The following is a 25,305-nucleotide window of genomic DNA, read 5'->3' on the forward strand; positions in this document are numbered from 1 at the left end:
CAGACGCCGCGCAGATGCGCGGCGCCGTACGAACCAAGTTGAAATCACTGCCCGACTTAGAGCAGAAGATCGGCATTCCCCAGAGCCTGCAACTGTTCGGCGATGCCCCCGTTATCCATGATAACGGTGTTCCAGTCAGCGGCCATCAGATTGGAAATCGACAGATCTTCCGCCTGCAGGTTTTCGAACAGATATCCATGTCCGCCGTTGTCCTGCACCGTGATCAGTAGATCGGCACCGACTTCCTCGATGAGAACGTCCGACACGGAAAGGCTGCCAAAATCCAGAATGTCTTCCGACGGGTCGAAGTTCTGAATGGCGAACATCCGACCCCAGTCCCATCTGACTTCAACCGTGTCCGCTCCTGCCTGCAGAACGATGTCTTCGGTTCCATCCAGCGGGATCCCGGGCGTGTCCGGCGTTCCCGGGTCTTCGGGAGTTACCGGCTGATCGGGATCGGTACCCGGCAGCACCCCAAGGCCGTCGCGAACCTGATATCCGTCGGTGGTTTCGCCTGACGGTGCCTCCGGCGTCAGAAGTCCGACCCTTGAAACGAGCGACACATCTTCCTGGTCGAAACCGAAGGGTACTTCCAGATTGTCCTCCATGACCTGATCATGATGGAACTCCAGGTTGCCGGGAACAAGATCTGACTTGCTGACACCCGTAAACGTGAAGCTCTGCCCGCTTGGCAGAGAACTGATCACCAGCCCCTCTGAAGTGTCCTCGACACTCAGCCGCTCGCGCGTTCCGAAATAGAGGAAGCTTATTTTCTGCGTCGCCGGGTCAAAGTCGTCGATGATCTGGCTCTGACCGTATTCATGCGAACGGATATACACCGTATCGGCGTCGCGTGGCCCGATCCCGGTCTCCCAGGACAGAATACCGCCAAGATCCTGCCGCAGATGCTCGTTGCCGACGATGCCGAAATTCTCGATCGACAATTCCGACACTTCCACGCCTTGCAGGATCAGCATGTCAGGGCCCCATGGATTGTCGATAATCGGCTCACCATCGGGTGTCATCGTCAGAATGAGGCCATGAACGGAAGCATTGCCGAAGTCGATTTCGTCAGTTGCCGGATTGAAACCCACAATGTCATCGACGCCGAAATCTGCGGACCAGACCACTCCCCCCCTGTCGCTTGCACCTGCCGGTACAGGCGGGTTTGACCCATCCGTATCATAGACGACATCAAAGCCATCCGTCCCCGGTGTCACAACAGTTTGCCCGAGAAGACCGGCGACCTCGTTCAAGGCACTTTCTTCAGCGACCATGAAGTTGTGCATCGTGAGATCGCCCAAGGAAATCCCGGTCAATACCGTCTCGCTGATCACTTCTCCGGAAGACGCCGTCACAGTGATGGTAAGCCCCCCTGAAGTGTCGGAAATTTCCAGACGATCAGCAGTCAGGCCATCTTCCAGATGCACCATATCCGTTGCCGGATTGAAGTCGTCCACCACACGAGACGGACTGTCCGGATAGATCATGATCATTTGCGACCCGACCGGTGTCCCCGGATCCTCCGGCTCCACGGGATCGGTTCCGCCATCATCGGAAGAACCGACCTGCGACAGAATTTCCTGCCCGGTGTCAGCATTCATGATGGTGAAATTTGCTGCCGAAAGATCGTCCAGTGAAACACTTTCCAAAGTAACGGTCTGGTTGTTCGATGCCATGGTAAAGACAACAGATCCGTCCACTTCAGAAACATCAATCGCTTCCGGTCCAAACCAGTCGACGAATATCGTGTCATTTTGCGGATCAAAGTCGGCGAAGGAACGGGTTGTTCCCCAGGCCCATGTGATCACGACTGTTGCGGTTGCAGCAGAGACCCCGGCAGTCCCGTGCCAACTGTCAGGGTTGGGTTGCGGCACCGGAGTATCCGGGACGCCGGGTGTATCCGGTTCATCGGGCGTGTCGGGTTCGTCAGGCGTATCCGGCTCTTCGGGAGTATCAGGCTCGTCAGGAACTGTCGCCCCGTCACCGATCAGGGCAAAAACCTCTGCAGCTGCCCCCGCATCCAGAATGGTGAAATTCGCTTTGCCGAGATCGGCGAGCTGAACACCGGCCAGCGTCGTTGTCTGGCTGTTGGACGGAACTGCGAACACCACGCCTGCAGCCGTTTGTGTGACTTCAAGGTCCGCTGCTCCAATCCAGTCAATGAATATCGTATCAGTAGCCGGATCAAAACCTTCTACGACGTCGTCTTCCCCCCAGGCCCAGGTGATCGCAACGTCCGCGGTCGTTTCGTCGACACCGGCAGTCCCGTTGCCATCATCAGGCCCAGGCGTGCCACCCGGATCAGGTGTGTCCCCGCCGGGTGTCCCCAGCCCTTCATCTCCAGTCAGACGATCTTCAAAATAGCCGATCATTTCCGCAATTGACGGAGAATCATAACCTCCAAACTGATCAATGTACTGAAGGATCGAGGTACCATATTCATCCGTACTGACGGCTCCACTTTGAAGCAGCGAAGCCGTGCCCCAGGCACCGCGCAAATGGGCGGCGGCAAGGATCCCGGTCAGCGTCAGCTCAACCGTGACGGTCTGTCCATTTTGAACATAACTTGCTTCCTGACCAATAAAGTCGCTGAGCGACTTCCCGCTGCCTGCGAGTTGCGTTTCCAGAACCTGAAGATTGTATCCGAACGCCTCCTGGATCGCGACGGTCTGGGCCTCCTTGGTCATGAACTCTTCCAGCGAGTTTACGCCGTTCTTACCGGTCCATGTGCCGTCCCAGGTGTTAGTCGACGCCCCATTTCCGTAAAAGACGTCATCGTCGTAGTAGCCGAGGTCAATGAGAAGAGCCTCACCGAACTGAAATCCGACGAAGCCAAGGGAGTTCATTGACCGATAGGCCATGGCCTCCCACTCGGTGTCGCTCAACTCCGACCAGCTGGAGTAACTCGGAAAGTGGTCTTCAACCGAACCACCCGCCCATTGGTCAAGCTGCCAGTCCTGAATAATGCCCGCATCGTAACGCTCGCGATCCCAGCCGGATTCAAAGGCCAGAAGCGCTCCCAAAAAGTCTTCAAATGTTCCTGTCATGATTATCCCACCTAACTTGAACAGAATCACTCAAGGCTAGGAAGGAACAACGACTGCAAAATGGAAGGAAAGTTAAATATTAGAGACAATATTGTGGCAGGAAACACATTTTAATCAAAATTTCTACTTCACATGCAACACACTTATACAAAACACTCGAAATATAAATTTCTTCCCGCGTCGAGTGAAAATATTCGTAAAAAATGACAAGGGACCATCCGGATTTTAACCGAATATGCGGTGGCGCATCGTGTCCCGTGGTGTTTCCCCGAATTGCTTCTTGTAGGCAACGGAGAACCTGCCAAAATGCCGGTGACCGGATCTGTCTGCTATTTCCGCAATTGAATGATTGCCGGCGTCCGACAGCAACAGGTGCCTGGCAAACTTCATTCTGGCGCTCTGGAGATACTGGATCGGACTGCATCCGAGTTCCTTCTTGAAGACAAGCTGAAGATTGCGTGGGGTCGTTCCCGCATGGCCACAAATCTCGAACAGGCCTATGTCTTCGTCGAGCCGCTCATGTATCAGCGATAAGGCGCGCTTCAGGATGGCAGGAGCAGCCCCACCATCGCATCGTTCAAGCATCGGCGAGATCGTGTTCGGTTGACTGTTCAAAAGCGACATAACCAGACCTTCTTCAAGATACTGTTGCCGCTGGTCGAGGGTCCTGAAGGAACTGCCCTCTTCAGCCGCGCGGAAGACCCCTCTCAGCGCCTGCGTCCAGCCTTCACCTTCGGATTTTTCCAGATTGAAATCCGGCCTGAATCGAACCTTTCCAATCGGCCGGCCAGCCATTCTGGCGGCAATCTCCTGCATGTAGGATTGTTCAATCTGCAACAGCATCTGTTCACAGCCTGCATGCCAGCGCATGGAGGTGTGACGATCCGGATTCAGGATCGCGCCCATCTTCGGCGTTGAAAAGACAGACCGGCACCCGTTCTCGATCTGAGCGGAGCCTACAATCGGGATCTGGACCAGGAAAAATTCGGAAAGCTCTCCCGGGTCAATGGTTACATCAGCACCGTATCGGATGTAGTTGAGCGAAACGCGGCAGCCATCAACCCTGTTCTGACGCGCATCGAACCGGTCACTTGAGGACATGCGCTCCAGCCGGTGGCTGCAGAAATGCCGCGCAACGATCTCCCTCGCTTCGTCAACATCGGCCGTTTCGAAGCGACTGAACTGATTGAGAGGAGATCTGCTTGCTGCGTGAACCACCATCCAGGAAGGATGCCGTCCAAGTAATATGCAATCAAGCCGCAACGGTCTCGGAATGCGTCATTTTACTGCACTTGGCCAATAAATTTCGCTTTCTGGATAAAACAATTCGTCCGGTCCGGCTTAGCCTTTTTCCTCATAAACGCAATCAACGCGATCCATGAGGAGGGGAAAGCAATGCAAAACGGAGCCGGCATAACCACGGCACAGGCAGGTCTCGACAACGTCAGCTGGAATGTTGTCGGCCACACCTACACACCCAAGGTCCACAGCACCAACGCCTTCATCTGGCACGCAGTCGTCCCGGCTGAAACGTTCGTGCCGCCACACATTCACCCGACACAGGACGAGTGGATCGTTATGCTGGAAGGAGAACTCGAAGTGGAAATGGGAGGTCAGGTCCACAAAGCGAAGGCGGGTGACACAGTCCGTATGCCGATGGGTGAAGCGCATGGCATTTTCAACCGCTCCGGAAAGACCGCCACCTGTGTCTTCGGGGTTGCTCCCGCGCGCAAGCTGTTCGACCTCTTCGGCGCACTGGACGGCGTGACCGATCCGGCTGAACTGGTCAGGCTGTCCGCACTCCATGAAGTCGATTTCCTCCCGCCTCCCGATCAGGCCTGATCGAGCGGTTCATTAAGGAGGAAACAGGACTATGACGAAACGGAAGACTGTCGCCGTAATCGGCGGCGGCGTGAGCGGTCTTGCGGCGGCGAAAGCCTTCGACGAGCGTGGCCATCGTGTCTTTGGATTTGAAAGAAGCCATGATTTCGGCGGCGTTTGGGAGCTTTCCCGATCCTATCCGGATGTACAGACCCAATCGCCAAAGGACCTTTACAGATATACCGACCTGCCTATGCCGGACGATTATCCGGAATGGCCGAAGGGGCCTCAGGTTCATGCCTACCTTCACGCATACGCTGCAAAGCACAAACTGGCGCGGCTGTTTCAGCTGAACACGAATGTGGTTTCAATGGACCGCAGGTCGGATGGCAAACCAGGCTGGACCTTGAAACTGGAGGCAGCCGGCAAGAGTTGGGCCCAGGACTTTGACTTTGTTGCGATCTGCACGGGCCAGTTTTCGGATAAGAACATCATCTCCCATCCCGGGCAAGAAGAGTTCGAAGCAGCCGGCGGTGCCGTCATGCACAGTTCCGAATACACCGACAGCACGACCGCAAAAGGCAAGAATATCCTTGTCCTGGGTGGCTCCAAATCGGCAACCGATATCGTCGTCAATGCTGCAAAGAATGGTGCCAAATCCGTAACGCTTGTCTACCGGGAGCCGGTCTGGCGAGTGCCTTACTTTGTCGGCGGCATCAACTTCAAGCGTCTGCTCTACATGCGCGCGCAGGAACAGCAATTCAACGGCTGGAATCCCTCGCCGCTGGCAAAGCTTGCCCAAGCTGCTTTCAAACCGTTGATCTGGGCCAACTTCCGCGGCCTTGAGACGTTGCTCAAGTTTCAGCTCAAGTTGAAGAAGTGGGACATGGTGCCTGATGTCCCAATCGAAAAAGATGCTTCATGTTCGTTGCCGATTGTGACGCCCGGGCTTTTCGAAGGCTTTGAAAACGGCTCCATCAAACCGATCAGGGGAACGATCGATCACTACGATAACGGTCACGCGGTGCTGACGACCGGTGAGCGCGTTCCATGCGATCTTTCCATTCTGGCGGTCGGCTGGAAACTGGGCGTGCCGTATCTGGCGCAGGAATATCTCGACAAGCTGATCGAATCCGATGGTCAATATCGTGTCTATCGTCTGGCAGTGAACCCCGATCTGCCGGACATGGGATTTGTCGGCTTCAACTCCAGCTTCTGCACCATCTTGTCCGCTGAAATGATCGCCAACTGGCTGGTCCGTTACGCAGACGGACAACTGGCCAATCAGCCAAGTGACAAGGAGATGCGCGCAAACATCGACACAATGCTGGAGTGGCGTCGAAAGGAACGTCCAGCAGCCAAGGTCTATGGCGGCTTGTGTTCAGCGCCGTTCCATTTCCGGCATTTTGACGAGCTGCTTTCCGACATGGGGGCGAAGAAGCAAAAACGCTCCAACCCGCTGGCGGAACAGTTTTCTTATCCCAACGCAGATGCATTCGGAGAATTCCTCGCCAGTACGCCCCAATACGCGGCGGGATAGGGAAAAAGCCAGTCGGCCTGTAAGCCGGGTTCTGTATGGCCCGCTTGCACGGACGTGACAGCCATTCATCTGGGGCGCCTGTTGCCAGACGCCTCACGCAACCAACCCGGACAGCTGGCCCGGAAACCGGCCTGGACCAGGATTGCTCCTTGCCCGCGCTGTCCCTATTCGGTCTTGCTCCCGGTGGGGTTTACCGTGCCGCCGCTGTTACCAGCAGCGCGGTGGGCTTTTACCCCACCCTTTCACCCTTACCCCAGCAAGCTGGGGCGGTTTGCTTTCTGTGGCACTTTCCCTAAGGTCGCCCTCGCCGGGTGTTACCCGGCACCGTGTTTCCAAGGAGCCCGGACTTTCCTCCCCCGCGGCCTTTCGGCACTTGCGGCAGCGGCTGTCCAGCCGACTGGCGCTAGCGGACTTAAGAGGCTTTGCTCTTGAGGTCAAGCGACTGTGGTCCTCAAGCTCCTGTTTCCATAGGTTCTTATGCCGCTTTCAGAATTCGATATGCGAGACCGGGCACAACCCGGTGCAAAGCAAAAAGAAGAGGAACACGCCCCAACCGGATTTCATCCTGATGCTTTTCAAGACCGGCAGCGATTTTCTGAGCCGCTTCAAACGCCGACAAGGCCTTGTCTCCCCGGCCTGCAGCCATACGCGTCACGATGAGATCGGGAACAACTTCAGTAACACCGACCGTCGTGTCTTCCAGCTGATATCGAAGGGCTCTGGCAAAATTGGAGAGACCGGCTTTCGAAGCGCAATAGACAGGAGCCGATTTCTTCGGGACCCGTGCAAGCGCTGACGAGATCACGACCACACGGGCTTCAGCGGCTTGCCTGAGCAAGGGCAAAAGCTCAACGGTCAGTTCAATCGGCGCCATCAGGTTGACCAGCAACTCCGTTTCAATACGCTCGACCGGAGTGCAGGCATTGGCAAATTCATAGGCGAACTGAAGTGCTGCATTGTGAACAAGAAGATCAACCGGCTGCTCCAGCTCGTGAACCTCATTCAGAAATCGCCGCCGCCCTTCCGGTGAAGCAAGATCAGCACAGACCGTGACAACATCCGGGTGGCATTCCCGAACCTCATCGAGCGCGCTTTTTGTTCGCCCACAGATAATAAGCCGATGTCCCTGCCCGCAGAACAGCCGCGTGAGTTCCCGCCCAAGACCGATCGCACCGCCCGTCAGAACGATTGTCTTCTTATCCTGCATCCAATGTACCTCCTAAACTGAATTTGAAGGCATCATCAGGACAGGAGCAGAGACTTGCATTAACCCGGGTTAAGAAGCGTCTCGCCCAGCGCGTCTGCTGCGAATTCTGGAAAGCGCAACCGGCGTGATGCCGAGATAAGAGGCAATATGGTACTGCGGCAGGCGCGGAGTTACCTCGGCAAATTCCTTCAAAAACGCCTCATAGCGGTGGGCTGCGTCATCAAGCAAAAAGGACGCTTCTCTCCGTTCCTTCTGCAGTGCCAGACTGACAATAAACCGGTTGATGATACGCTCCCACCGGAAGCCATCGGCCCTCAGTTTTCGAACCAGGTCCATTGGCAGGCAGACAAGCACAGTCTCTTCCAGGCTTTGGGTAAAGAAAGGAGATGGTTCGGCTTCAAGAAAGGATGAAAGACAGGTCACGACGCCTCCGTTCGAGACAAAGTTCTTGTTGAACTCCCGTCCATCCGGCGTCAGGTAAAAGTAGCGCACCAAACCGGAACCGATGAAATAAAGATCCTCCAACCTGTCTCCCGCAGCGAAGAGAATTTCGCCCGGGCCAGCACGCCTCACCCGAGCTTGGTCAAGAACGGGCCGCATATCGAGCCCTTCGCCGCCGCTCAACTCCTGAAGCCGATTGCAGAACGCCAACAGTGTCTGGCTCTTTTCCTCAGGATCACAGTCGAACACACTCGCCTCGCCGCCGGTTTGAAGTTTCGCTCCCGGATAATCCTTTCCGGCAGATTTTGCGAACCTATCCGGACCGAAGGCACCTCAGCAAGTTGATGCCTGACCGCGCCGCCAATCCAGGCTTCCCGGCTTGGCACAGTCGCTGATCCAGGAAAAAGTCTGGAACCTGAGAGACGATCATCCGCGCTCGAGGCATTCCACCTTTGCTGGCAATCGCCGCATCGCACAAACTTCATTTTCCTTGAAGCCGATAACGCATTATCGTCATCCACGAAGCATGAGATTCGGGGGAGGCGCTCATGAAACAGGCGATCAAGGCGGAAGAAGCTGCGGAGCTTATTCCCGACGGCGCAACACTTCTCATCGGCGGGTTCATGGGGGTTGGAACACCCCAACGCATCATTGATGCGATTGTCGCCAAGGGGACTCGAAATCTGACCGTCGTTGCGAATGACACCGCGATGCCGGACCGCGGTATCGGCAAGCTGATTTCCGCGGACTGCATCTCGAAAGTCGTTGCCTCTCATATCGGCCTCAATCCGGAAACACAGCAGAAGATGATCTCCGGTGAGATCGAAGTTGACCTCGTGCCCCAGGGAACCCTGGTGGAACGCATCAGAGCTGCCGGCGTGGGGCTCGGCGGCATCCTGACCCCAACGGGTATCGGGACTCTGATTGAAGACGGTAAGGAGCGGATCACCGTTGACGGCCAGGACTTTCTACTGGAAACGCCAATTCACGGCGACTTTGCACTGATTGCATCTTATCGCGCCGACTACGTCGGAAACTTGGAATACTCCCTGACCGCGCACAACTTCAATCCGGTCATGGCACTTGCCGGAAAGACCGTAATAGCCGAACCGCATTCAATCGTGCCCGTTGGCGTCATTTCGCCCGACAGCGTGAAGACGCCTGGGATCCTGGTGGATCATCTTCTGGAGAGGCAGCCCGATGGAAGCTAAGGAAATCATTGCACGACGCGTAGCCCAGGAAATCGAACCGAGCACGCTGGTCAATCTCGGCATCGGCCTGCCCTCTATGGTCGCCAATTATCTGCCCAAGGAAGTACACGTCTTCTTCCAGGCTGAAAACGGCGTCATTGGCCTGGGAGCTCGCCCGCCAGAAGGCATGGAAGATCCGGATCTGACCGATGCAGGTGGTGGTTTCATCACGGCCGTGCCGGGTGCAGCCTCCATCGACAGCGCCATGAGCTTCGGCCTTATTCGCGGTGGGCACCTGGACATGACGGTGCTTGGCGGTCTTCAAGTCGACGAACGCGGCTACCTCGCCAACTGGATGATCCCTGGCAAGATGGTTCCCGGAATGGGAGGTGCCATGGATCTTGTCGCGGGCGCCAAGCACGTTATCGTGGCCATGGTTCATACAGCCAAGGGCAAACCGAAAATCCTGCGCGAATGCGAATTGCCACTCACTGCACAGCGCAGAGTCAGCCTGATCGTGACTGAAATGGCGGTGATTGAACCAATCGACGACGGACTGCTGTTGCGCGAAATCGGGCCTGACGTGACGATTGACGACGTCATTTCAGCCACCGAAGCCAACCTGATCATTCGAGGAGAGGTTCCCCGAATGCGCCTTTAAAGGCCTGCGGAGCAGACTTCACTCAAGGGCTGGCTGTCTCGTGCCCAGCTTCCTTTAACAGATTGCTCAACGTCTCGACCCCTTGGGCAATCTGCACAGGAGTGGCATCGGCAAAACCAATGATCAGTCCCGACTTGCTGTTTTCGCCGAGATAGCAATTGCTGAGAGGCGACACGGCAAACCCGTGTTCCTGCATCTGTTTAGCCAATGCAACGTCATCGATCAGTTCCCTGAGAACCATCGTCACTTGAACGTTGCCGGTCGGAATGTCGACCTGCACCCGGTTTCCCAATCTTTGCCGCAACGTCTCAACGAGCAGTGCCCCACGCTCTTCATAGATCTGGCGGATCTGTTTAAGATGTTTCTGATAGCTGCCCCCATCCATGAACTGGGCAAGGGCCGCCTGGGCCTGAACATTTGCTGCACAGCCCATGTTGCGCATGAACTGCGTCAGCGGGTCGATCAGTTTCGAGGGCACAACGCAATAGGCAATGCGCAGGCCCGGCATCAGGCTCTTTGAAAACGTGCCGAGGTAGATCACCCTCCCCTCGTCCGCCAGGCCGTACAGCGCGGCAACCGGACGCCCTGAAAAAAGAAACTCGCTGTCGTAGTCATCTTCCAGGATCGTTGCCCCACTGGTCCCGGCAGTATCCAGAAGCGCCAACCTCCGTGTCAGAGGCATGCGCACCCCAAGCGGATATTGATGGGAAGGCGTTACATAAATCAGTTTCGGAGAATGGTCCGACACGTCCATGGCCGCAGCGTTCGCACCATGCTCATCCACGGCAAGCGGACGGATCTCCATACCCGCCGTGTGGAAGGCGGTCTTTGCCCCCAGATAGCCCGGGTCTTCCAGCCAGGCCACATCCCCCCGGTCTGCAAGCACCAGTGACAGAAGAGACAAGCTCGCCTGCATGGAACTGGTTATCAGGATCTGATCAGGCTCTGCCCGAACGCCTCGTTCGGCAGCAAGATGAAGTGACAGTTGCCGTTTCAATGAAGGCAGGCCGGTGTAGTTCTGATACTGAAGATCCGGGCTTCGCTCCAATCGTGCAGCCCGGCGCATGCAACGGGCCCAATCTTCGTATGGAAAGCAACCCAGCGCCGGCGCTCCGGGTTGCAACGCTCCGTGCCGAAAAGCCCAACCGTCACCGCGCAGATTGCATGACATCGCCATGCCCCGTGTCGAAAGACCCGGCCCCTCCACCAGTTTGACTTTTTCGAAGTTAGCCCCCTCCAGTGGCAATCCTTCCATGATCCGGGGCACTGCGCCGGTCCTTATCGAGACGATACCCTCGGCCTGCAGCAGGTCATAGGCGGTGTTTACCGTGTTTCTGCCAACACCGAGCATCGTCGCCAACCGGCGGGTTGACGGAAGCCGCGTACCGGAGGAAAGCAACCCTTTGCGGACAGCCTCTCGAAAACCACGGTAGATCTGTTCGGCGAGCGACACGTCACTGCTTCGGTTCAGGGAAAGTATGCCTTCGGGAAAAACTGGTTCTTTCATTTTCTAAAAACCGGACCTTTTACAGATCCAATTTATCGAGCAAATAATCACCAAACAAGATCAAAACAATCAGGAGACAGCAATGTCCTCTCTAGAAAAGCGGCAGGCGGCCGATTTGCCCAAATACGCCAAAATCAGGCAGATGAATCGCGGCAGCTACGACCAGTCACTCGTTCACGAGATTCTGGACGCCGGACTGGTCGCTCATTGCGGCTTTGTGCATGAGGGACGTCCCATGGTGATTCCGATGGCCTATGCGCGTATCGGCAACAAGCTCTACATCCATGGGGCAAGCTCCACGCGGATCATCAAGAACAACAAGGACGGAGTGCCCGCCAGCCTGACCGTGACACTGGTTGACGGCATCGTTGTGGCGCGTTCCGCCTTTCACCATTCGATGAACTATCGTTGTGCGATCGTCCACGGCACGGCGCGTTTGGTAACCAACCCGAAAGAAGAGGTCGATGCCCTTGCCGCGATCACCGACCACTTGTTACCCGGACGCTGGGACGAATGCAGGGAAATGCTGCCGAAAGAGCATAAGGCGACCGGTGTTCTGATGCTTGAAATCGAACATGCCAGCACCAAGGTTCGAACCGGTGGTCCGGTTGACGATGAAGCCGATCTCGGATCGGAAATCTGGGCTGGAGTGGTACCGGTTGTCACAGCCCTCGGCCAACCGTTTACCGCAGCCGATGTTCCGGAGAACACTGCTGTTCCGGCATCCGTGCCCGCTGCAAGCAAGAAGTTTGCCTGAAGGACGACACGCATACACGAGAAAAAAACCCCGCTGAAACCTCAGCGGGGTTCTTCCTGGCCACGACATGACCGCCCTGAATCGAGCCTTAGCTCGAAGCGAGAATACGCTTGACCTTGGTGCAGTAGCGACGACTGATCGGGTTCATGCGCTTTGCGTAGTGACCGGCATTGTAGCGCAGGATCGTTCCGCACAGATCGCCACCAGCGCGCTTGTGGGCGCCGGCGAGATATTTCATGCCCCACTCCAGGTTTGTTTCCGGATCGTAGAGTCCCTTGGTGGAACCACGGTAGCCGATGCCGCGAGCGGTCGCCGGCTTGATCTGCATGAGGCCCACTTCTCCGGCACGACCTCGTGCACTTGGGTTGAAGTTGCTTTCGACTTCGACAACCGCCTTGGCGATCTTGACCGGGACGCCGTGTTTTGCGGCCGCTTTGCGGATCAGCTTGGCATAGTCCTGCTTACTCGCAGGTGAGCTCTTTGCCTTGGCAGTCGTTTTGGTTGTCTTCGGCTTGGCCTTTGCAACCGACTTGGACTTCGGCTTGGTGGTCGACTTTGCTTTGGCTGTCGACTTCGATTTAGCCTTTGCGGCAGTCTTCTTTTTGGAGCCAGAGGACTTGGCTTCCTTTTTCGTTTCTTTTTTGTCGGTGTCCAGAATATGCAGGACGGGAGCAGATCCGGACCCTACTGTTTCCTTGGCAGCGGCAGCCTCTGTGCCCTTTTCATTCTTCTTGTCCGATTCAATGACATGCAGGATCGGATCAGATCCAGAACCTACGGCCAACGCAGCCGGTGTCATGACTGTGGTTGCATAAGCGAAAAGACACAGCGCTCCAGTAAGTTTCACGGATGACCGTAACATTCAGTCCAGCCCTTTATTGTTTCGTTGCAGTTGAAATCTGGGGCGGAGAAATGCCGGAGCTATGGGACAAAATTTGGCGCCAACCATTCACGAATTATTTCAATATATTTCAGAATTTTACCGTGAATCGGTATCAAAATTCGGCAGTTTCTGTAGTTTATGACTGAAAAAAGTCTTCAATCAGGCAAATTTTCGGCTTTCCATGGAAAGTCTGTGACCGACCTGAATTTTTGGTAATGCAAAGAAGGGCACTGCAGATCAGTTTTCACTTACCCTTGCGAGCGCTTCCAGAACAATTGCAATCCTGCTGAAGCGATCATCAGGTTTTATTCCGACAGAGAAGGTAGTTTTCGAAGGAGTGCGTTCAGCGTCTCGATTGTCGACTGATCGACAATGCCGTCGACTTTCTCTGGACGAAAATGACGTTGAAATGCCGTTACGGCGTTCCGGGTCCCCTCGTCAAACACACCGGAGATGTTCACTTCATAACCATACAAGCCAAGCATGGACTGAACGGCTTCTACCGGCTGTCCCCGGTCCCCTTCCTGCATGAAGAGACCGGTGCCGATTGGAAACGGATCGACATACAATCCGATCCCGGCGTCAGACAGCCTGTCCCAGGGAAACAACTCGCCCGGGTCTTCCTTGCGGTCCGGGGCAATGTCCGAATGACCGAGAACTCTCCAGGCGGCGATGCCATGGCGGCGGCATATGTCGCTGACAAGCGCGATAACCGCTTCAATCTGGTCCTCAGGAAATGGCCGGTACCCAAATTCGTGTCCCGGATTGACGATCTCAACTCCGATAGAGCGGGAGTTGATATCTGTCTCCCCTTTCCAAGAGCTTCGCCCCGCGTGCCAGGCTCGCCTTGCTTCGGGAACGCATTGCAAGATCGTTCCTTCTTCATAAACAAGGTAATGCGCTGAAACCTCGGCACGTGGATCACAAAGGCGCTGCAACGCCGCCTCGGCCGTCTGCATGCCAGTGTAATGGAGGACGACGGTATCGATACGTGCGCCGTCGGCGCGTTCCCCGTGGTTCGGGGAAGGATGAACTCTCGCTTTTACGCTTGTATCGGTTGCGACGCTCATATGCCTCGTTCCATGCAGATTTTCGCCCAGGCGTCGTTGAGGGCTGCAAGCCGGTCATTTGCGATGCGGACGAATTCTTCCGGAACGCCTCTGGCAATCAGGCGATCGGGGTGTGTCTCCTGCACTTCACGTCGATAGTGAGCCTTCAGCTCCTGGTCGCTGGCTTCCGGGCCGAGGCCTAGCACCTCGTAAGGGTTGCCATTTTCCCGTACATGCCGGGCCAGCACTTTCGAAAACTCCCGATCTGTCAGGCCGAATAGTTCTGCCACTCGGGCAAGGTAGGTAACCTCGCTTTCGTGAACAACGCCATCCGCTTTCGCGATGTGGAACAGACCGTCAAGAATGTCCAGCAAAGTCTTGTGGTCATATGGAAACAGATCGGCGAGCTTCTTGGCGTAGACTTCAAAACCAGCGACATCTTCCTGTGCCAGATTGAACAGTCGCGCAACGTTGCGCTCCTCTCGCGGCGGCACATCGAAAAGTTCTCTGAAAGCCAGGATCTCGTCGGTGGTCACAACACCGTCCGCCTTTGCCATTTTTGCCGACAATGCGATCATTGCGACGGTGAAGCCGACGGTGTTGGTTCCTTCCGGGCGCGCCAGGACAAGCTGGACAAGGCGGTCAACGACCTGTGCGCCGCCTGATCCAATCGCACTAACAATGCTGCCTATGCTGCTCCAGACGTTCACCAATAAACTCCCACAGGGACTGGGTACTTGAGACAACCGGCTCCATAAGTGCCAGATGAATCAATTGCATGTCCCACTCTTATCGACAGACGGCAGCTTTGGCCAGACATCGATACTTTACGCAGCGTCTATATAACCTTAGCTAGAATTTGAGCTAAATACTCGTAAATAAAGAGCTTTTTCCCGTCACGACTATGCCATGATTCATGATGGCGAAAGGAATTGCTCGTAATTTGTAAAAACACGTACCTCTAATTGGTGTTTCGCCGGATGGCAGCTCCGCTTGCAAAAAGCAACGTTGTTATTTTTTTCATCTCCATGTCGCTGGTCCTGACACTGGCGCTTGGTGTTTATGCAAGCAATCGACTGCTCACACACTGGCTTCTCGTGCGCGGGCTGGAGAACGCTTTTCAGCCCTTTGAACAAAGTGCGCAGGAACTGCTTCAGGCTTTGGTACAGGAACAACAATCTCCTTCTCGCCCGGAGCTGTCCGGATTGCGATTGTCAAAGCCCGAGCAAGATCGGTCGGAAATCGCCTCTGAAATGCTGAGGGATTTTAAAGGTGCCCTTCAGGAGGGCATCGGATCTTCGCCCGTTCTGGATGCCACGGTGATCCTTGCTGCACCCGATGGTACATATCGCTTCCTCTCGCCGGAAACAGCGGCAACCAGCTGGTTCCAAAAAGGTTATCTCGAATCTCGGAACACTCTTGCGAACGCGCTTAAAGCGCTGGCAGCCAACGATACGTTTGCGGCGTTTCCTGACATGAACTGGCAGGGAAGTTTCGGCAGAAACGCGGTTCTTGCCTACAGTCCCGGCAAGGGAGACACCACACTTCCGGGAATTCTGGTTCTGGCCAACCAGTCACAACTTCTGGCCAGCCTGTCCCCCTTGATCTGGACGATCAGTGCCGCGATCGGTGGCCTGTGCCTGATCTCGATTTGTTTTGCAGCCATACTTTTGTGGATGCGGTTTCATGACCAGGTCAAAACCAACCGGAACATACAGTTTCTTGCCCATCATGACGCACTCACAGGATTGCCCAACCGGGCCGTATTCAACGCCCGTCTTACCGAAGCTCTCCGGCTGGCCCAGGCAAAGGCCTCGAACATCGGTGTCATGCTGATTGATGTCGACAAGTTCAAGGAAATCAATGACACGCACGGACACGGCATCGGCGACGTGTTTCTTCAGATCGTCGGCGAACGTCTGAAGGCCGTTTTTGGCAATCATCTGGTTGCACGTCTTTCAGGCGACGAATTTGCTGTTCTGTTGACGACTGTTTCCGATCCCGCCCGGATGACGCGCCTTGCCACCGACATGATCGCTGCAACGAAGGCCCCCTGCCTCATAGAAGGCAAGGACATCAAAATCTCGTTGTCTATCGGCCTTGCCCGCGCAACAGACGGATCCTGGCGTTCTTCCCGCCTCCTCCATTGTGCGGACCTGGCGCTGTACAGAGCCAAGCACAGCGGGCGGTCCACTTTCGCCTGGTACACCCCCAATCTGGATGCGGACGCTCAAAAGCGGAAGGAAGTGGAAAATGGACTGATCAAGGCCCTGAAATTTGATCAGTTCAAGCTTGTCTATCAGCCACAATACGCTCTTCGCGATGGCTCCATGCGAGGCTACGAAGCTCTGATCCGCTGGGATCATCCAGACAAAGGGACAATCAGACCGGATATCTTCATCCCCGTGGCAGAAGACACCGGGCTGATCGAGGAAATTGGCAACTGGGTGCTGAACCATGCGTGCCTCGAAGCAGCGATGTGGGAAGACAAAAGCCGCAAGGTTGCAGTGAATGTGTCCCCTGCGCAATTCGTGGCCGGTGAAACGCAAAACAGGGTCGCACAGGCGCTTCAGAACTCTCACCTCGACCCGAAACGTCTGGAGATTGAAATCACGGAAAGCCTTCTGATTTCAAACACCGATGCCGTCATCGAAACTCTTCGACAAATCCATAGCATGGGCGTTTCGATTGCCATGGACGATTTTGGCACCGGATATTCCTCACTGAGTTACCTCAGCCTTTTTCCATTCGACAAGATCAAGATCGACAAGGCCTTCATTCAGAACCTGGGCAAGGATGCCAGCACGGACGCAATTGTGACGTCGATCGTCGGACTGGGGCGCTCGCTCGATGTACAGATCACGGCAGAGGGTGTCGAAACCGAGGAACAGGCTATTCTTCTGAGCGCCGCGGGCTGCGACCTGGTGCAGGGTTACATGTTTGGAAAGCCGGATAGCGTTGCCCGACATGAAGCAAACTACCCGGTTTTCCCTCACAATACATCGGGTGGCTACTGGTTTCCGCAAGAGCGCAAACACGGACGCAATTCACCCAAAATCACGTTGGCCCCGAAGCTTGCCCAATATGCAACCTTGGTCAGCGCGCCTTCCGTGCCTTCGGCAAAGGCGATCAAGAACGGGTCCTCGGACTGAGAGTGACACCGTTTACTCGGGCAACAGGTCTCGTGTTACGCTCCTTAGCGGGCAATGCCAACGGCAGCCTTTTCGGCAGCAGACCGTTTCTCCCGTGCCGCTTTTCGCTCTGAGTACCGATCCACCAGATAGTCCGAGCGCCCCCGCACCAGCAAAGTGAATTTCATCAGTTCCTCAATGACATCCACCACGCGATCATAGAGCGGTGACGGATGCATTCTGCCGTCCTCATCAAACTCCTGATAGGCTTTGGGTACAGAGGACTGATTGGGGATTGTAACCATCCGCATCCAACGTCCGAGAACACGCATCTGATTGACCGCATTGAATGATTGCGACCCGCCGGACACCTGCAACAACGCCAGGGTTTTGCCCTGGGTCGGTCGTATGGCTCCGGTGCTCAGAGGGATCCAGTCAATCTGTGACTTCATCACTCCTGTCATGGCACCATGACGTTCCGGGGAGCACCAGACCTGTGCCTCAGACCAGGCGCACAGGTCGCGAAGTTCCGCGACCTTGGGATGGTCCGTTCCAGCATCATCCGGCAACGGTAGCCCAGATGGATCGAAAACTCTGGTTTCCGCTCCGAAAGCGTTCAGCAATCGCTCCGCCTCAAGAACCAGAAAGCGGCTATAGGAACGCTCGCGCAAGGAACCGTACAGGAGAAGAACTCGAGGGGGATGAGACAACTCATCCTTTTCGAACAACCGCTCGCGCGATATTGCCATCAGATCGGTCGGGCAGACGTTACGCAGACCATTCCCTGCACAATCAAGTTCAGACATCCGATGCTCCGGACTTCACCACTTCGCCGTCTTCCTTGGTGAAGGAGCCAATGTCCGACGAAAGCAGGTCCAGAACCTTTTCGGACGGCCGGCACAGTCGAGCCCCCTTTTCCGAAACCACAATGGGTCTGTTGATGAGAATCGGATGTTCCATCATGAAATCGATGAGTTGATCGTCGGACCATTTGTCCTCACCCAGTCCGAGTTCATCATAGGGTGTTCCCTTTTGACGAAGCAGATCGCGAACGGAAATATCCATCCGTTTGATGAGGCTGACGAGCTCTTCCCGGCTGGGAGGGGTCTTGAGGTATTCGATAACCTTCGGATCTTCACCGGACTTTCGGATCATCTCCAGGGTATTCCGGGAAGTGCCACACTTCGGATTGTGGTAAATCGTAATAGGCATTTGAGGCCTTGTCCTGTCAGTTGTCTGAGGCTTTGGGAGTTTGTTGTTCAGGAAAACAGCAGATATCAGGATTGCTTCCGCAGCAGTCTTCCATCAGGAAAGTCAGCAGGTGCCGCATCCTGTCATAGGCGACGGCATAGTGTATGTGCCGCCCTTCCCGGCGCGTTTGCAGCAAACCTGCTCTCTCCAGGGTTGTTAGATGAAACGACATTCGCGTTGGCTGAATATCGAGTTTTTCAGCAACGGCACCGGAAGGAAGTCCGTCCGGACCTTTCGTCATCAAGAGACGAAAGGCCGCCAGCCGGTCTTCCTGAGCGAGCGCTCCGAGAGCGGTTACGGCATCCTGATCTTTCATAATTCGATATTACAAGAAATTTTGGAATAATCAACATGACTGAATGCCCGGGTGCCAGCTTTGACAAGATCGCAAATGCACTCGTCTCCATGCATGCCTCGTAAGCTTCATGGTGTCATCGCCCCGATGAGCGTGGGAGTTGCTGTCGTTTGATTGTTCGACCGCAAGAAGAAGCACGCGCCTCAAGACGATGCCTCCTCCAGCATTCACATTGCGGCAGCCGCTCTCGCAGCCTGATCATAATTTCCTGAAACGAGCCTGAGGGTTGCAGCAAGACGGGAGAGTTCGCTTTCATCAAGACCGAGCGCTTTCATGGGTTCGATCAGCAGGGCTTCCCGGAGACGCTTGTACTCCATGCACGCGGTTTCGCCTGCTTCCGTGATCTCGGCCGTTTTCTCCTTGCCTCTTCGACCAGAGGTGATCAGCCCTGCTTTTTCCAGCTTCTTCAAAGCATAAGTCACGGTGTGAGTATCCTCGATATTCAGCACCAGACAGATATCGGAAAGCGTTTTTGCTCTCCCCCGGTGATTGACGGAATGCAACACAAGGACATCCAACGAGCCGAGCCCTTCTGACCCGCTGGCCGCCATGCACCGCACCATCCAGCGGTGGTAGGCATTGACCATCATGGTGACCGCAAACTCGATCTCTGACAGCGCAGGCATCGCTCCGGAAGCAAGATGGGCCGCCGAAACGACGGGACCTATGGAAGTTTCATTTTTCGTACTGGATTTTTCCGTCATTGCTGAGCCTCGAGAATCTGGTCATCACAAAAGCCTCAATAACTTATCGATAAATTTGCAATTCAAAAATCACTGTTTGACTCGATCTTCCCTCAGACAGAAGGATTGGTTAGCGTTCACGCTCCCCATTTCAGAAAGGATGGTTCTGTTTGCAGCAGATCGGGCAAGAAAATCGGACGAGCAAGTTTCCAATCCTCCTGATAGCCATATTGCTGGCAGCGGCCGCGCTCCGGTTCCATGATCTGGACAGAACAAGCCTATGGTACGACGAGGCGGTAAGCTGGACTCAGTCCAACGGATCGCTGCGTGCTCTCTTGTCGGCTGTCGCCCAAGACAATTACCCACCGCTTCACAACATTGTTCTCTGGCTGACAATGCCGGTGATAGGAGACAGTGAAACTTCCCTTCGTGTTCCCTCGGCTATGCTGGGGGTTCTTGCGGTGTGGTTCACTTATCTCATCGGCAGGATGATCGGTGGCAATCCTGTCGGATTGCTGGCAGCCGCCCTTCTGGCGATTTCACCCTTTCACATCTGGTATTCCACCGAAGCCCGCATGTATGCGCTTTTGGCCGCTACCGGGCTTGCCTTCCTGCTTTCGCTGCTAAGGGTGCTGAAAAACCCATCGGCAAGCTGGCTTGGCGTGCTCGCCCTCAGCGGAACGCTGTTTCTCTATAGTCACATCTACGCCGTTCTCGGATTTCTCGCTGTAGGCCTCACATGCGCGCTCTTTGTGGTGATCGATGCTGTTCGCACGCGCCGTCTCGGCCAATCGAATGCCTTTCGCGCGTGCCTTGGCATGGCGATGAGCGGGATCGCTTTTCTTCCATGGCTCGTCATTTTGACAATTCGAGCACGATCTGTTGCCGAAACCGGATTCTGGATTGCCTTTCCTGATGCTGCTTTTCTGAAAGGCATGGCCTTCAATATCTCAGGTTCCCTTGCTCTCCTGCTTGCTCTTGCTGGCCTGGCAGTTTTTGCCCTTGCCCGGGCGTTGCTGCGAAAAGCGGAAGTGGAAAAAGAAAGCAATTGGCAACGGCGCTCTTTGCTGGTCATCCTCACCTACAGCGCCGGCCCTGTGATACTCGCCTACCTTTATTCGGTTCTGGTTCAGCCAATTCTCTTTGACCGTTACCTGATCGCCGCCTGGCCAGGCTTGCTTTTGCTTGCTTCTGAAGGCGCAAATCGCCTTCTCCCCAGATTAGCCCCGCTCGCCCTTGTGGCAGCAGCACTGGTTCTTACCTATCCGGAACTGACATTTACGCTTTCCCACAAGGTTCGACCCGAATGGCGTGACGTCGTGGCAGAGTATGAAAGCAAACGTGCCCCGGATGATCATCTCGTTCTCTACAAGGGATTTGCCGCGCCGGCGCTTTCCTATTACCTGCGTGGATCAGAAGATTTTTCAACCGCTAACAAGCTGGAAGACCTTCGAAATCTGGCGCGAACTCTTCCCACAAACCGCCAGTGGCTGCTGATCGTTCATAGCAACGCACAGGAGACGGGACGGGCGCAGGACGCTTTCGGCGTTGATGAGACCGGCCTTGTTGCGCAGAACTTTGGCTGGGGAGCAAGCGGTCTCAAGTTGCTCAACGCCAGTGCATTGAAGGAAGCCGAAATAATCAGGTGAGCGCGGAAACCAACAGGAACATGACGCCGCCGACAAAAATCACGGAAAGCCCGACAAGTAGCTCCAGCAAGACACCAGCAAGCACCGCGGTAACAACCAAGGCCAGGAGCAGGACCGCAATCACAATCCAAAAGTCCGAGAAAAAGAGATCGAACACAAAGCCGACTGCGTCCGATGCAAATGACGCAACTCTTTTCGTTGTTCTACGGTTCTTCCCGTTTGAAGTTCTCGAATCCATACCGCCCCCAACCTGCCTGAACCCTTCACCTCATATGGTCCTGAATTGAAAGGACAAAAGGGGTCTGTATGCCTTTCGTCAAATTTTTCATCGACAATTTATCGATAAAATGTCAACATAAATCCAATCACAGCCGAAATCACACGATTTCGCCCATCTGATATTGAAGAATTCAACCCGGCAAAACCGAAGGGGACAGTCATGACGGAGAAGTGGGACTTTTGGATCGACCGGGGCGGCACCTTCACAGATATCGTTGGACGATCACCTGACGGAACGCTTCATCCGCACAAGGTGTTGTCGGAGAACCCAGAAGCATATCGCGATGCCGCTATCCAGGGAATTCGCGAACTGCTGGGCGTCGAAAAGGGTGCACCGATTCCGTCTGAAAAGGTTGCAACCGTCAAGATGGGCACAACGGTTGCCACCAATGCACTGCTGGAACGAAAAGGCGAACGTACGGCACTTTTCATCACGAAGGGATTCCGTGACGCTCTCGAAATTGGATATCAGGCACGCCCCAAGATCTTTGCCAAGGAGATCATCAAGCCGGAGCTGCTTTATGAGAGCGTTCACGAAATTTCCGAGCGCGTGCAAGCCAACGGCACTGTAGAAATTGCGCTTGATGAAGACCAGGCTCGTTCGCATATGCAAGAAGCCTGGGAAGCTGGGATCAGATCAATCGCGATTGTTCTGATGCATGCTTATGCTTTTCCGGGACACGAGCAGTCACTTAAGAAAATCGCTGAAGAGATCGGCTTTCCGCAAATCTCCGTTTCTCATGAAGTCTCTCCTCTGATGAAACTTGTCGGGCGCGGCGACACAACAGTCGTTGATGCCTATCTTTCGCCAATCTTGCGCCGCTACGTAGATCAGGTTCAGGAGGAGCTGGGAGCCGGTCCGCGCCTGATGTTCATGCAATCGTCGGGCGGATTGACTGCCGCAGATCTATTTCAGGGAAAAGACGCAATTCTGTCCGGACCGGCTGGTGGCGTCGTCGGCGCGGTCGAAACATCACGCATGGCAGGCTATGACAAGATCATCGGCTTTGACATGGGCGGGACTTCGACAGATGTGTGTCACTTCGACGGTGATTATGAGCGGGCATTCGAAACGGAAGTAGCCGGCGTGCGCATGCGCGCACCAATGATGATGATCCACACAGTCGCGGCTGGCGGCGGTTCCATTCTGCATTATGCCGACGGCCGTTTTCAGGTTGGTCCCGATTCTGCAGGCGCAAATCCTGGTCCGGCCTGCTATCGGCGCGGTGGTCCTCTGACGGTAACCGATGCCAATCTGATGACCGGAAAGCTCGCCCCTGAGTTCTTCCCGAAGATTTTCGGCCCCAATCAGGATCAGCCTCTCGATGGCGAAGTGGTACGGCAGAAGTTCTCGGATCTTGCAGCCGAAATCGGTGATCGCCGCTCTGCGGAAGAAGTTGCCGATGGCTTCCTGAAAATTGCTGTCGAGAACATGGCGAACGCCATCAAGAAAATCTCCGTTCAGCGTGGATACGACGTCACCGAATACGCCCTCACCTGCTTTGGAGGTGCGGGCGGCCAGACGGGTTGCCGCGTCGCAGACAGCCTGGGCATGAAGACCGTTATTCTTCACCCGTTCTCCGGTATCCTGTCCGCCTACGGCATGGGGCTGGCGGATATCCGCGCCGATCGCCAGCAGGCCGTTGTAAAGACGCTGACAGAGGAGTTGTTGCCGGAACTCGCTTCCCTTCGCGATCAACTGGCTGGGTTGACGGAAGCAGAACTCGACAGGCAGGCCATTCCGGCAAACGCCCGCCGAACCACGGCAACCGCTCATCTGAGGTATGACGGGACGGACACTCCCCTTCCCGTTCCGCTCGGCAGTGTCGCTGAAATGCGCGAAGCGTTCGAAGAGGCGCACAAGAAGCAGTTCGGCTTTGCCTACGATAACAAGCCTGTTGTGGTCGAAGCACTTGAGGTTGAAACCGCCGGCGGCGGCGCTGGCCTGACGGAACCCGACCTCAGCCTGCTTTCGCAAACGCCCTCTTCAGCAAAGTCAACACGCCTCTACTCCGAGGGTGTCTGGCATGAAGCCGGCATCTACAAAAGAGAGACCTTGAAACCGGGGATGAAGGTCACGGGACCTGCCGTCATCATCGAACCTCATGCCACAATCGCAGTCGAAGACGGATGGCAAGCGGAGATCAACGCAAAGGATCACGTGATCTTGAAACGCATTGTGCCGTTGAGGCGGGCAGATGCCATCGGCACACATGCAGACCCGGTCATGCTGGAGGTGTTCAACAACCTTTTCATGTCCATCGCAGAACAGATGGGCGTGACGCTTCAAAACACCGCCTACTCGGTCAACATCAAGGAAAGGCTCGACTTTTCCTGTGCCGTCTTTGATGCGGATGGCGCTTTGGTTGCGAATGCCCCGCACATGCCTGTTCACCTTGGATCGATGGACCGCTCCGTCGAAACCATCATCAAGCTCAATGAAGGCAAGATAAAACCGGGCGACGTGTTTGCATTGAATGCACCTTACAACGGCGGCACGCACCTGCCGGACATTACGGTTGTGTCTCCGGTTTTCGACGACGAGGGCAAGGACATTCTGTTCTGGTCTGCGTCTCGTGGTCACCATGCAGATGTTGGCGGCTCGGCTCCCGGTTCGATGACGCCACGTGCAACGAACGTCGATGAGGAAGGCGTTATTTTCGACAACTTCAAGATCGTCGATCAGGGTCACTTCTGCGAGGCGGAGTTGGTCGAACTGTTGACCAATCACCGCTACCCTGCCCGCAATCCTCATCAGAACGTTGCCGACCTTTCCGCGCAAATCGCAGCGAACGAAAAAGGCATTCAGGAACTGCGCAAAATGGTCGCTCATTTCGGCCTGGACGTGGTTCAGGCTTACATGGGACATGTTCAGGACAATGCGGAGGAAAGCGTCCGCCGCGTGATCGAAGCGCTCAAGGATTCCGAGTACGAGTACCCGACCGACCAGGGGTCGGTGATCAAGGTCAAGATCTCGGTAGACAAGGAAAAACGGGAAGCTACGGTCGACTTCACTGGCACGTCCGGAGTGAAACCGAACAATTTCAATGCGCCAGAACCGGTGACCCGGGCGGCAATCCTGTATTGCTTCCGTGTGATGGTGGAAGGCGACATTCCGATGAATGCGGGATGTCTCAAGCCTATCAACATCATCATTCCGGACGATTGCATGCTCCGCCCATCATATCCGGCTGCCGTTGTGGCCGGAAACGTCGAAACCTCGCAACACGTCACCAATGCTGTGTTTGCAGCACTTGGAGCCATGGCGAATGCACAGGGCACAATGAACAACCTGACATTCGGCAATGACACTTATCAGTACTATGAAACCATCTGCTCTGGCTCACCCGCCGGACCGGGTTTCAACGGGACTGATGGTGTGCATACGCACATGACCAATTCGCGCCTGACCGATCCGGAGGTGCTTGAATTCCGTTTCCCTGTACTCTTGGAGGATTTCCATATCCGCAAGGGTTCGGGCGGTAAGGGCAACTGGTCAGCGGGCGACGGCACAAGACGTACGCTCCGGTTCCTGGAGAAAATGGACTGCGCGATCCTGGCGTCCCACCGGACCATTACACCCAAAGGCATGGAAGGTGGTCGCGATGGCGAACTTGGCCGTACGGAAGTGCGCCGCCTGGATGGCACCGTTCAACAACTTGAGGGATGCGATCAGACTGTTTTGGAAGCTGGCGAAGCGGTCACGGTCATAACGCCGACGGCTGGTGGCTGGGGTCAAGGCTGATCTAACCTCCGATAGAAACCCAACGGCCGCTTCGTAAGCGGCCGTTTTTTTTATGAACAAGCGACTGCACGACATCGGTCACCATGCCCCGACCAATCAGCAGGAT

General features: G+C 55.3%; 21 protein-coding genes and 1 other RNA gene. 8 read left to right on the top strand and 14 right to left on the bottom strand.

Annotation, left to right across the window (positions count from 1 at the left end; all coding sequences use genetic code 11):
* Positions 1-56 precede the first annotated feature (56 nt).
* Positions 57-3,050 (bottom strand): hypothetical protein, encoded by a 2,994-nt coding sequence (locus tag ABLO27_RS17280; RefSeq protein ID WP_353034212.1) that lies wholly within the window; start codon positions 3,048-3,050, stop codon positions 57-59.
* A gap of 225 nt (positions 3,051-3,275) precedes the next feature.
* Entirely contained in the window at positions 3,276-4,271 is a 996-nt protein-coding gene (locus ABLO27_RS17285; RefSeq protein WP_353034213.1) for an AraC family transcriptional regulator, read from the bottom strand.
* A gap of 174 nt (positions 4,272-4,445) precedes the next feature.
* Here ABLO27_RS17285 and ABLO27_RS17290 point away from each other — a divergent pair, with 174 nt between their 5' ends.
* Positions 4,446-4,892 (top strand): cupin domain-containing protein, encoded by a 447-nt coding sequence (locus tag ABLO27_RS17290; protein ID WP_353034214.1) that lies wholly within the window; start codon positions 4,446-4,448, stop codon positions 4,890-4,892.
* Positions 4,893-4,923: 31 nt separating this feature from the next.
* Positions 4,924-6,411, top strand: coding sequence for a flavin-containing monooxygenase (locus ABLO27_RS17295; protein WP_353034216.1), 1,488 nt, complete (start codon positions 4,924-4,926; stop codon positions 6,409-6,411).
* Between the two features lie 4 nt (positions 6,412-6,415).
* On the opposite strand, the gene rnpB is transcribed toward ABLO27_RS17295, so the two are convergent.
* From rnpB to ABLO27_RS17310, 3 genes are all read right to left on the bottom strand, one after another.
* Positions 6,416-6,812, bottom strand: an RNA gene (gene rnpB, locus ABLO27_RS17300) — RNase P RNA component class A.
* A gap of 74 nt (positions 6,813-6,886) precedes the next feature.
* Positions 6,887-7,618, bottom strand: coding sequence for an SDR family NAD(P)-dependent oxidoreductase (locus tag ABLO27_RS17305; protein ID WP_353034218.1), 732 nt, complete (start codon positions 7,616-7,618; stop codon positions 6,887-6,889).
* 69 nt (positions 7,619-7,687) lie between these two features.
* Entirely contained in the window at positions 7,688-8,308 is a 621-nt protein-coding gene (locus ABLO27_RS17310) for a Crp/Fnr family transcriptional regulator (RefSeq protein ID WP_353034219.1), read from the bottom strand.
* A gap of 299 nt (positions 8,309-8,607) precedes the next feature.
* Here ABLO27_RS17310 and ABLO27_RS17315 point away from each other — a divergent pair, with 299 nt between their 5' ends.
* Positions 8,608-9,270: a CoA transferase subunit A gene (locus tag ABLO27_RS17315; RefSeq protein ID WP_353034221.1), complete on the top strand. Its 663-nt coding sequence runs from the start codon at positions 8,608-8,610 to the stop codon at positions 9,268-9,270.
* Positions 9,260-9,910 (top strand): 3-oxoacid CoA-transferase subunit B, encoded by a 651-nt coding sequence (locus tag ABLO27_RS17320; RefSeq protein WP_353034223.1) that lies wholly within the window; start codon positions 9,260-9,262, stop codon positions 9,908-9,910. The genes ABLO27_RS17315 and ABLO27_RS17320 overlap by 11 nt, the downstream gene beginning before the upstream one ends.
* A 22-nt stretch (positions 9,911-9,932) precedes the next feature.
* On the opposite strand, the gene ABLO27_RS17325 is transcribed toward ABLO27_RS17320, so the two are convergent.
* A complete protein-coding gene (locus ABLO27_RS17325; protein WP_353034224.1) occupies positions 9,933-11,417 on the bottom strand; it encodes a PLP-dependent aminotransferase family protein in 1,485 nt (494 codons plus the stop codon).
* 82 nt (positions 11,418-11,499) lie between these two features.
* On the opposite strand from ABLO27_RS17325, the gene ABLO27_RS17330 reads away from it, so the two are divergent.
* Positions 11,500-12,174: a pyridoxamine 5'-phosphate oxidase family protein gene (locus ABLO27_RS17330; protein ID WP_353034225.1), complete on the top strand. Its 675-nt coding sequence runs from the start codon at positions 11,500-11,502 to the stop codon at positions 12,172-12,174.
* Positions 12,175-12,262: 88 nt separating this feature from the next.
* Here ABLO27_RS17330 and ABLO27_RS17335 read toward each other — a convergent pair whose 3' ends face one another.
* The 3 genes from ABLO27_RS17335 to ABLO27_RS17345 form a co-directional block, all read right to left on the bottom strand.
* The gene (locus ABLO27_RS17335) at positions 12,263-12,829 is read right to left on the bottom strand and encodes a lytic transglycosylase domain-containing protein (RefSeq protein ID WP_417714811.1); all 567 of its coding nucleotides are present in this window, start codon (positions 12,827-12,829) and stop codon (positions 12,263-12,265) included.
* 533 nt (positions 12,830-13,362) lie between these two features.
* Positions 13,363-14,127 carry an N-acetylmuramoyl-L-alanine amidase gene (locus ABLO27_RS17340; protein WP_353034229.1) on the bottom strand — a complete coding sequence of 255 codons (765 nt, stop codon included), beginning with the start codon at positions 14,125-14,127 and terminating at the stop codon, positions 13,363-13,365.
* Positions 14,124-14,816: a molecular chaperone DjiA gene (locus tag ABLO27_RS17345; protein ID WP_353034231.1), complete on the bottom strand. Its 693-nt coding sequence runs from the start codon at positions 14,814-14,816 to the stop codon at positions 14,124-14,126. Before ABLO27_RS17345 ends, ABLO27_RS17340 begins: the two co-directional genes overlap by 4 nt.
* Before the next feature lie 270 nt (positions 14,817-15,086).
* Between ABLO27_RS17345 and ABLO27_RS17350 the strand changes: the two genes are divergently transcribed.
* Positions 15,087-17,258, top strand: coding sequence for a putative bifunctional diguanylate cyclase/phosphodiesterase (locus ABLO27_RS17350; RefSeq protein WP_353034233.1), 2,172 nt, complete (start codon positions 15,087-15,089; stop codon positions 17,256-17,258).
* Positions 17,259-17,302: 44 nt separating this feature from the next.
* On the opposite strand, the gene arsH is transcribed toward ABLO27_RS17350, so the two are convergent.
* From arsH to ABLO27_RS17370, 4 genes are all read right to left on the bottom strand, one after another.
* Positions 17,303-18,043, bottom strand: a complete 741-nt coding sequence (gene arsH / locus ABLO27_RS17355) for an arsenical resistance protein ArsH (protein ID WP_353034234.1) — start codon at positions 18,041-18,043, stop codon at positions 17,303-17,305.
* Positions 18,036-18,449, bottom strand: a complete 414-nt coding sequence (gene arsC, locus ABLO27_RS17360; RefSeq protein WP_353034235.1) for an arsenate reductase (glutaredoxin) — start codon at positions 18,447-18,449, stop codon at positions 18,036-18,038. The genes arsH and arsC overlap by 8 nt, the downstream gene beginning before the upstream one ends.
* Positions 18,450-18,465: 16 nt before the next feature.
* Complete coding sequence (locus tag ABLO27_RS17365) at positions 18,466-18,804, bottom strand: ArsR/SmtB family transcription factor (protein ID WP_353034236.1); 339 nt, start codon at positions 18,802-18,804, stop codon at positions 18,466-18,468.
* Between the two features lie 206 nt (positions 18,805-19,010).
* The gene (locus ABLO27_RS17370) at positions 19,011-19,547 is read right to left on the bottom strand and encodes a winged helix DNA-binding protein (protein ID WP_353034238.1); all 537 of its coding nucleotides are present in this window, start codon (positions 19,545-19,547) and stop codon (positions 19,011-19,013) included.
* A gap of 149 nt (positions 19,548-19,696) precedes the next feature.
* Here ABLO27_RS17370 and ABLO27_RS17375 point away from each other — a divergent pair, with 149 nt between their 5' ends.
* Entirely contained in the window at positions 19,697-21,175 is a 1,479-nt protein-coding gene (locus tag ABLO27_RS17375; protein ID WP_353034239.1) for a glycosyltransferase family 39 protein, read from the top strand.
* Here ABLO27_RS17375 and ABLO27_RS17380 read toward each other — a convergent pair.
* Positions 21,168-21,413 carry a hypothetical protein gene (locus ABLO27_RS17380; protein ID WP_353034241.1) on the bottom strand — a complete coding sequence of 82 codons (246 nt, stop codon included), beginning with the start codon at positions 21,411-21,413 and terminating at the stop codon, positions 21,168-21,170. The genes ABLO27_RS17375 and ABLO27_RS17380 overlap by 8 nt on opposite strands.
* Positions 21,414-21,614: 201 nt before the next feature.
* On the opposite strand from ABLO27_RS17380, the gene ABLO27_RS17385 reads away from it, so the two are divergent.
* Positions 21,615-25,199: a hydantoinase B/oxoprolinase family protein gene (locus tag ABLO27_RS17385; protein ID WP_353034242.1), complete on the top strand. Its 3,585-nt coding sequence runs from the start codon at positions 21,615-21,617 to the stop codon at positions 25,197-25,199.
* Positions 25,200-25,305 lie beyond the last annotated feature (106 nt).

The organism is Roseibium sp. SCP15, from assembly GCF_040329435.1.
Lineage (GTDB): Bacteria > Pseudomonadota > Alphaproteobacteria > Rhizobiales > Stappiaceae > Roseibium.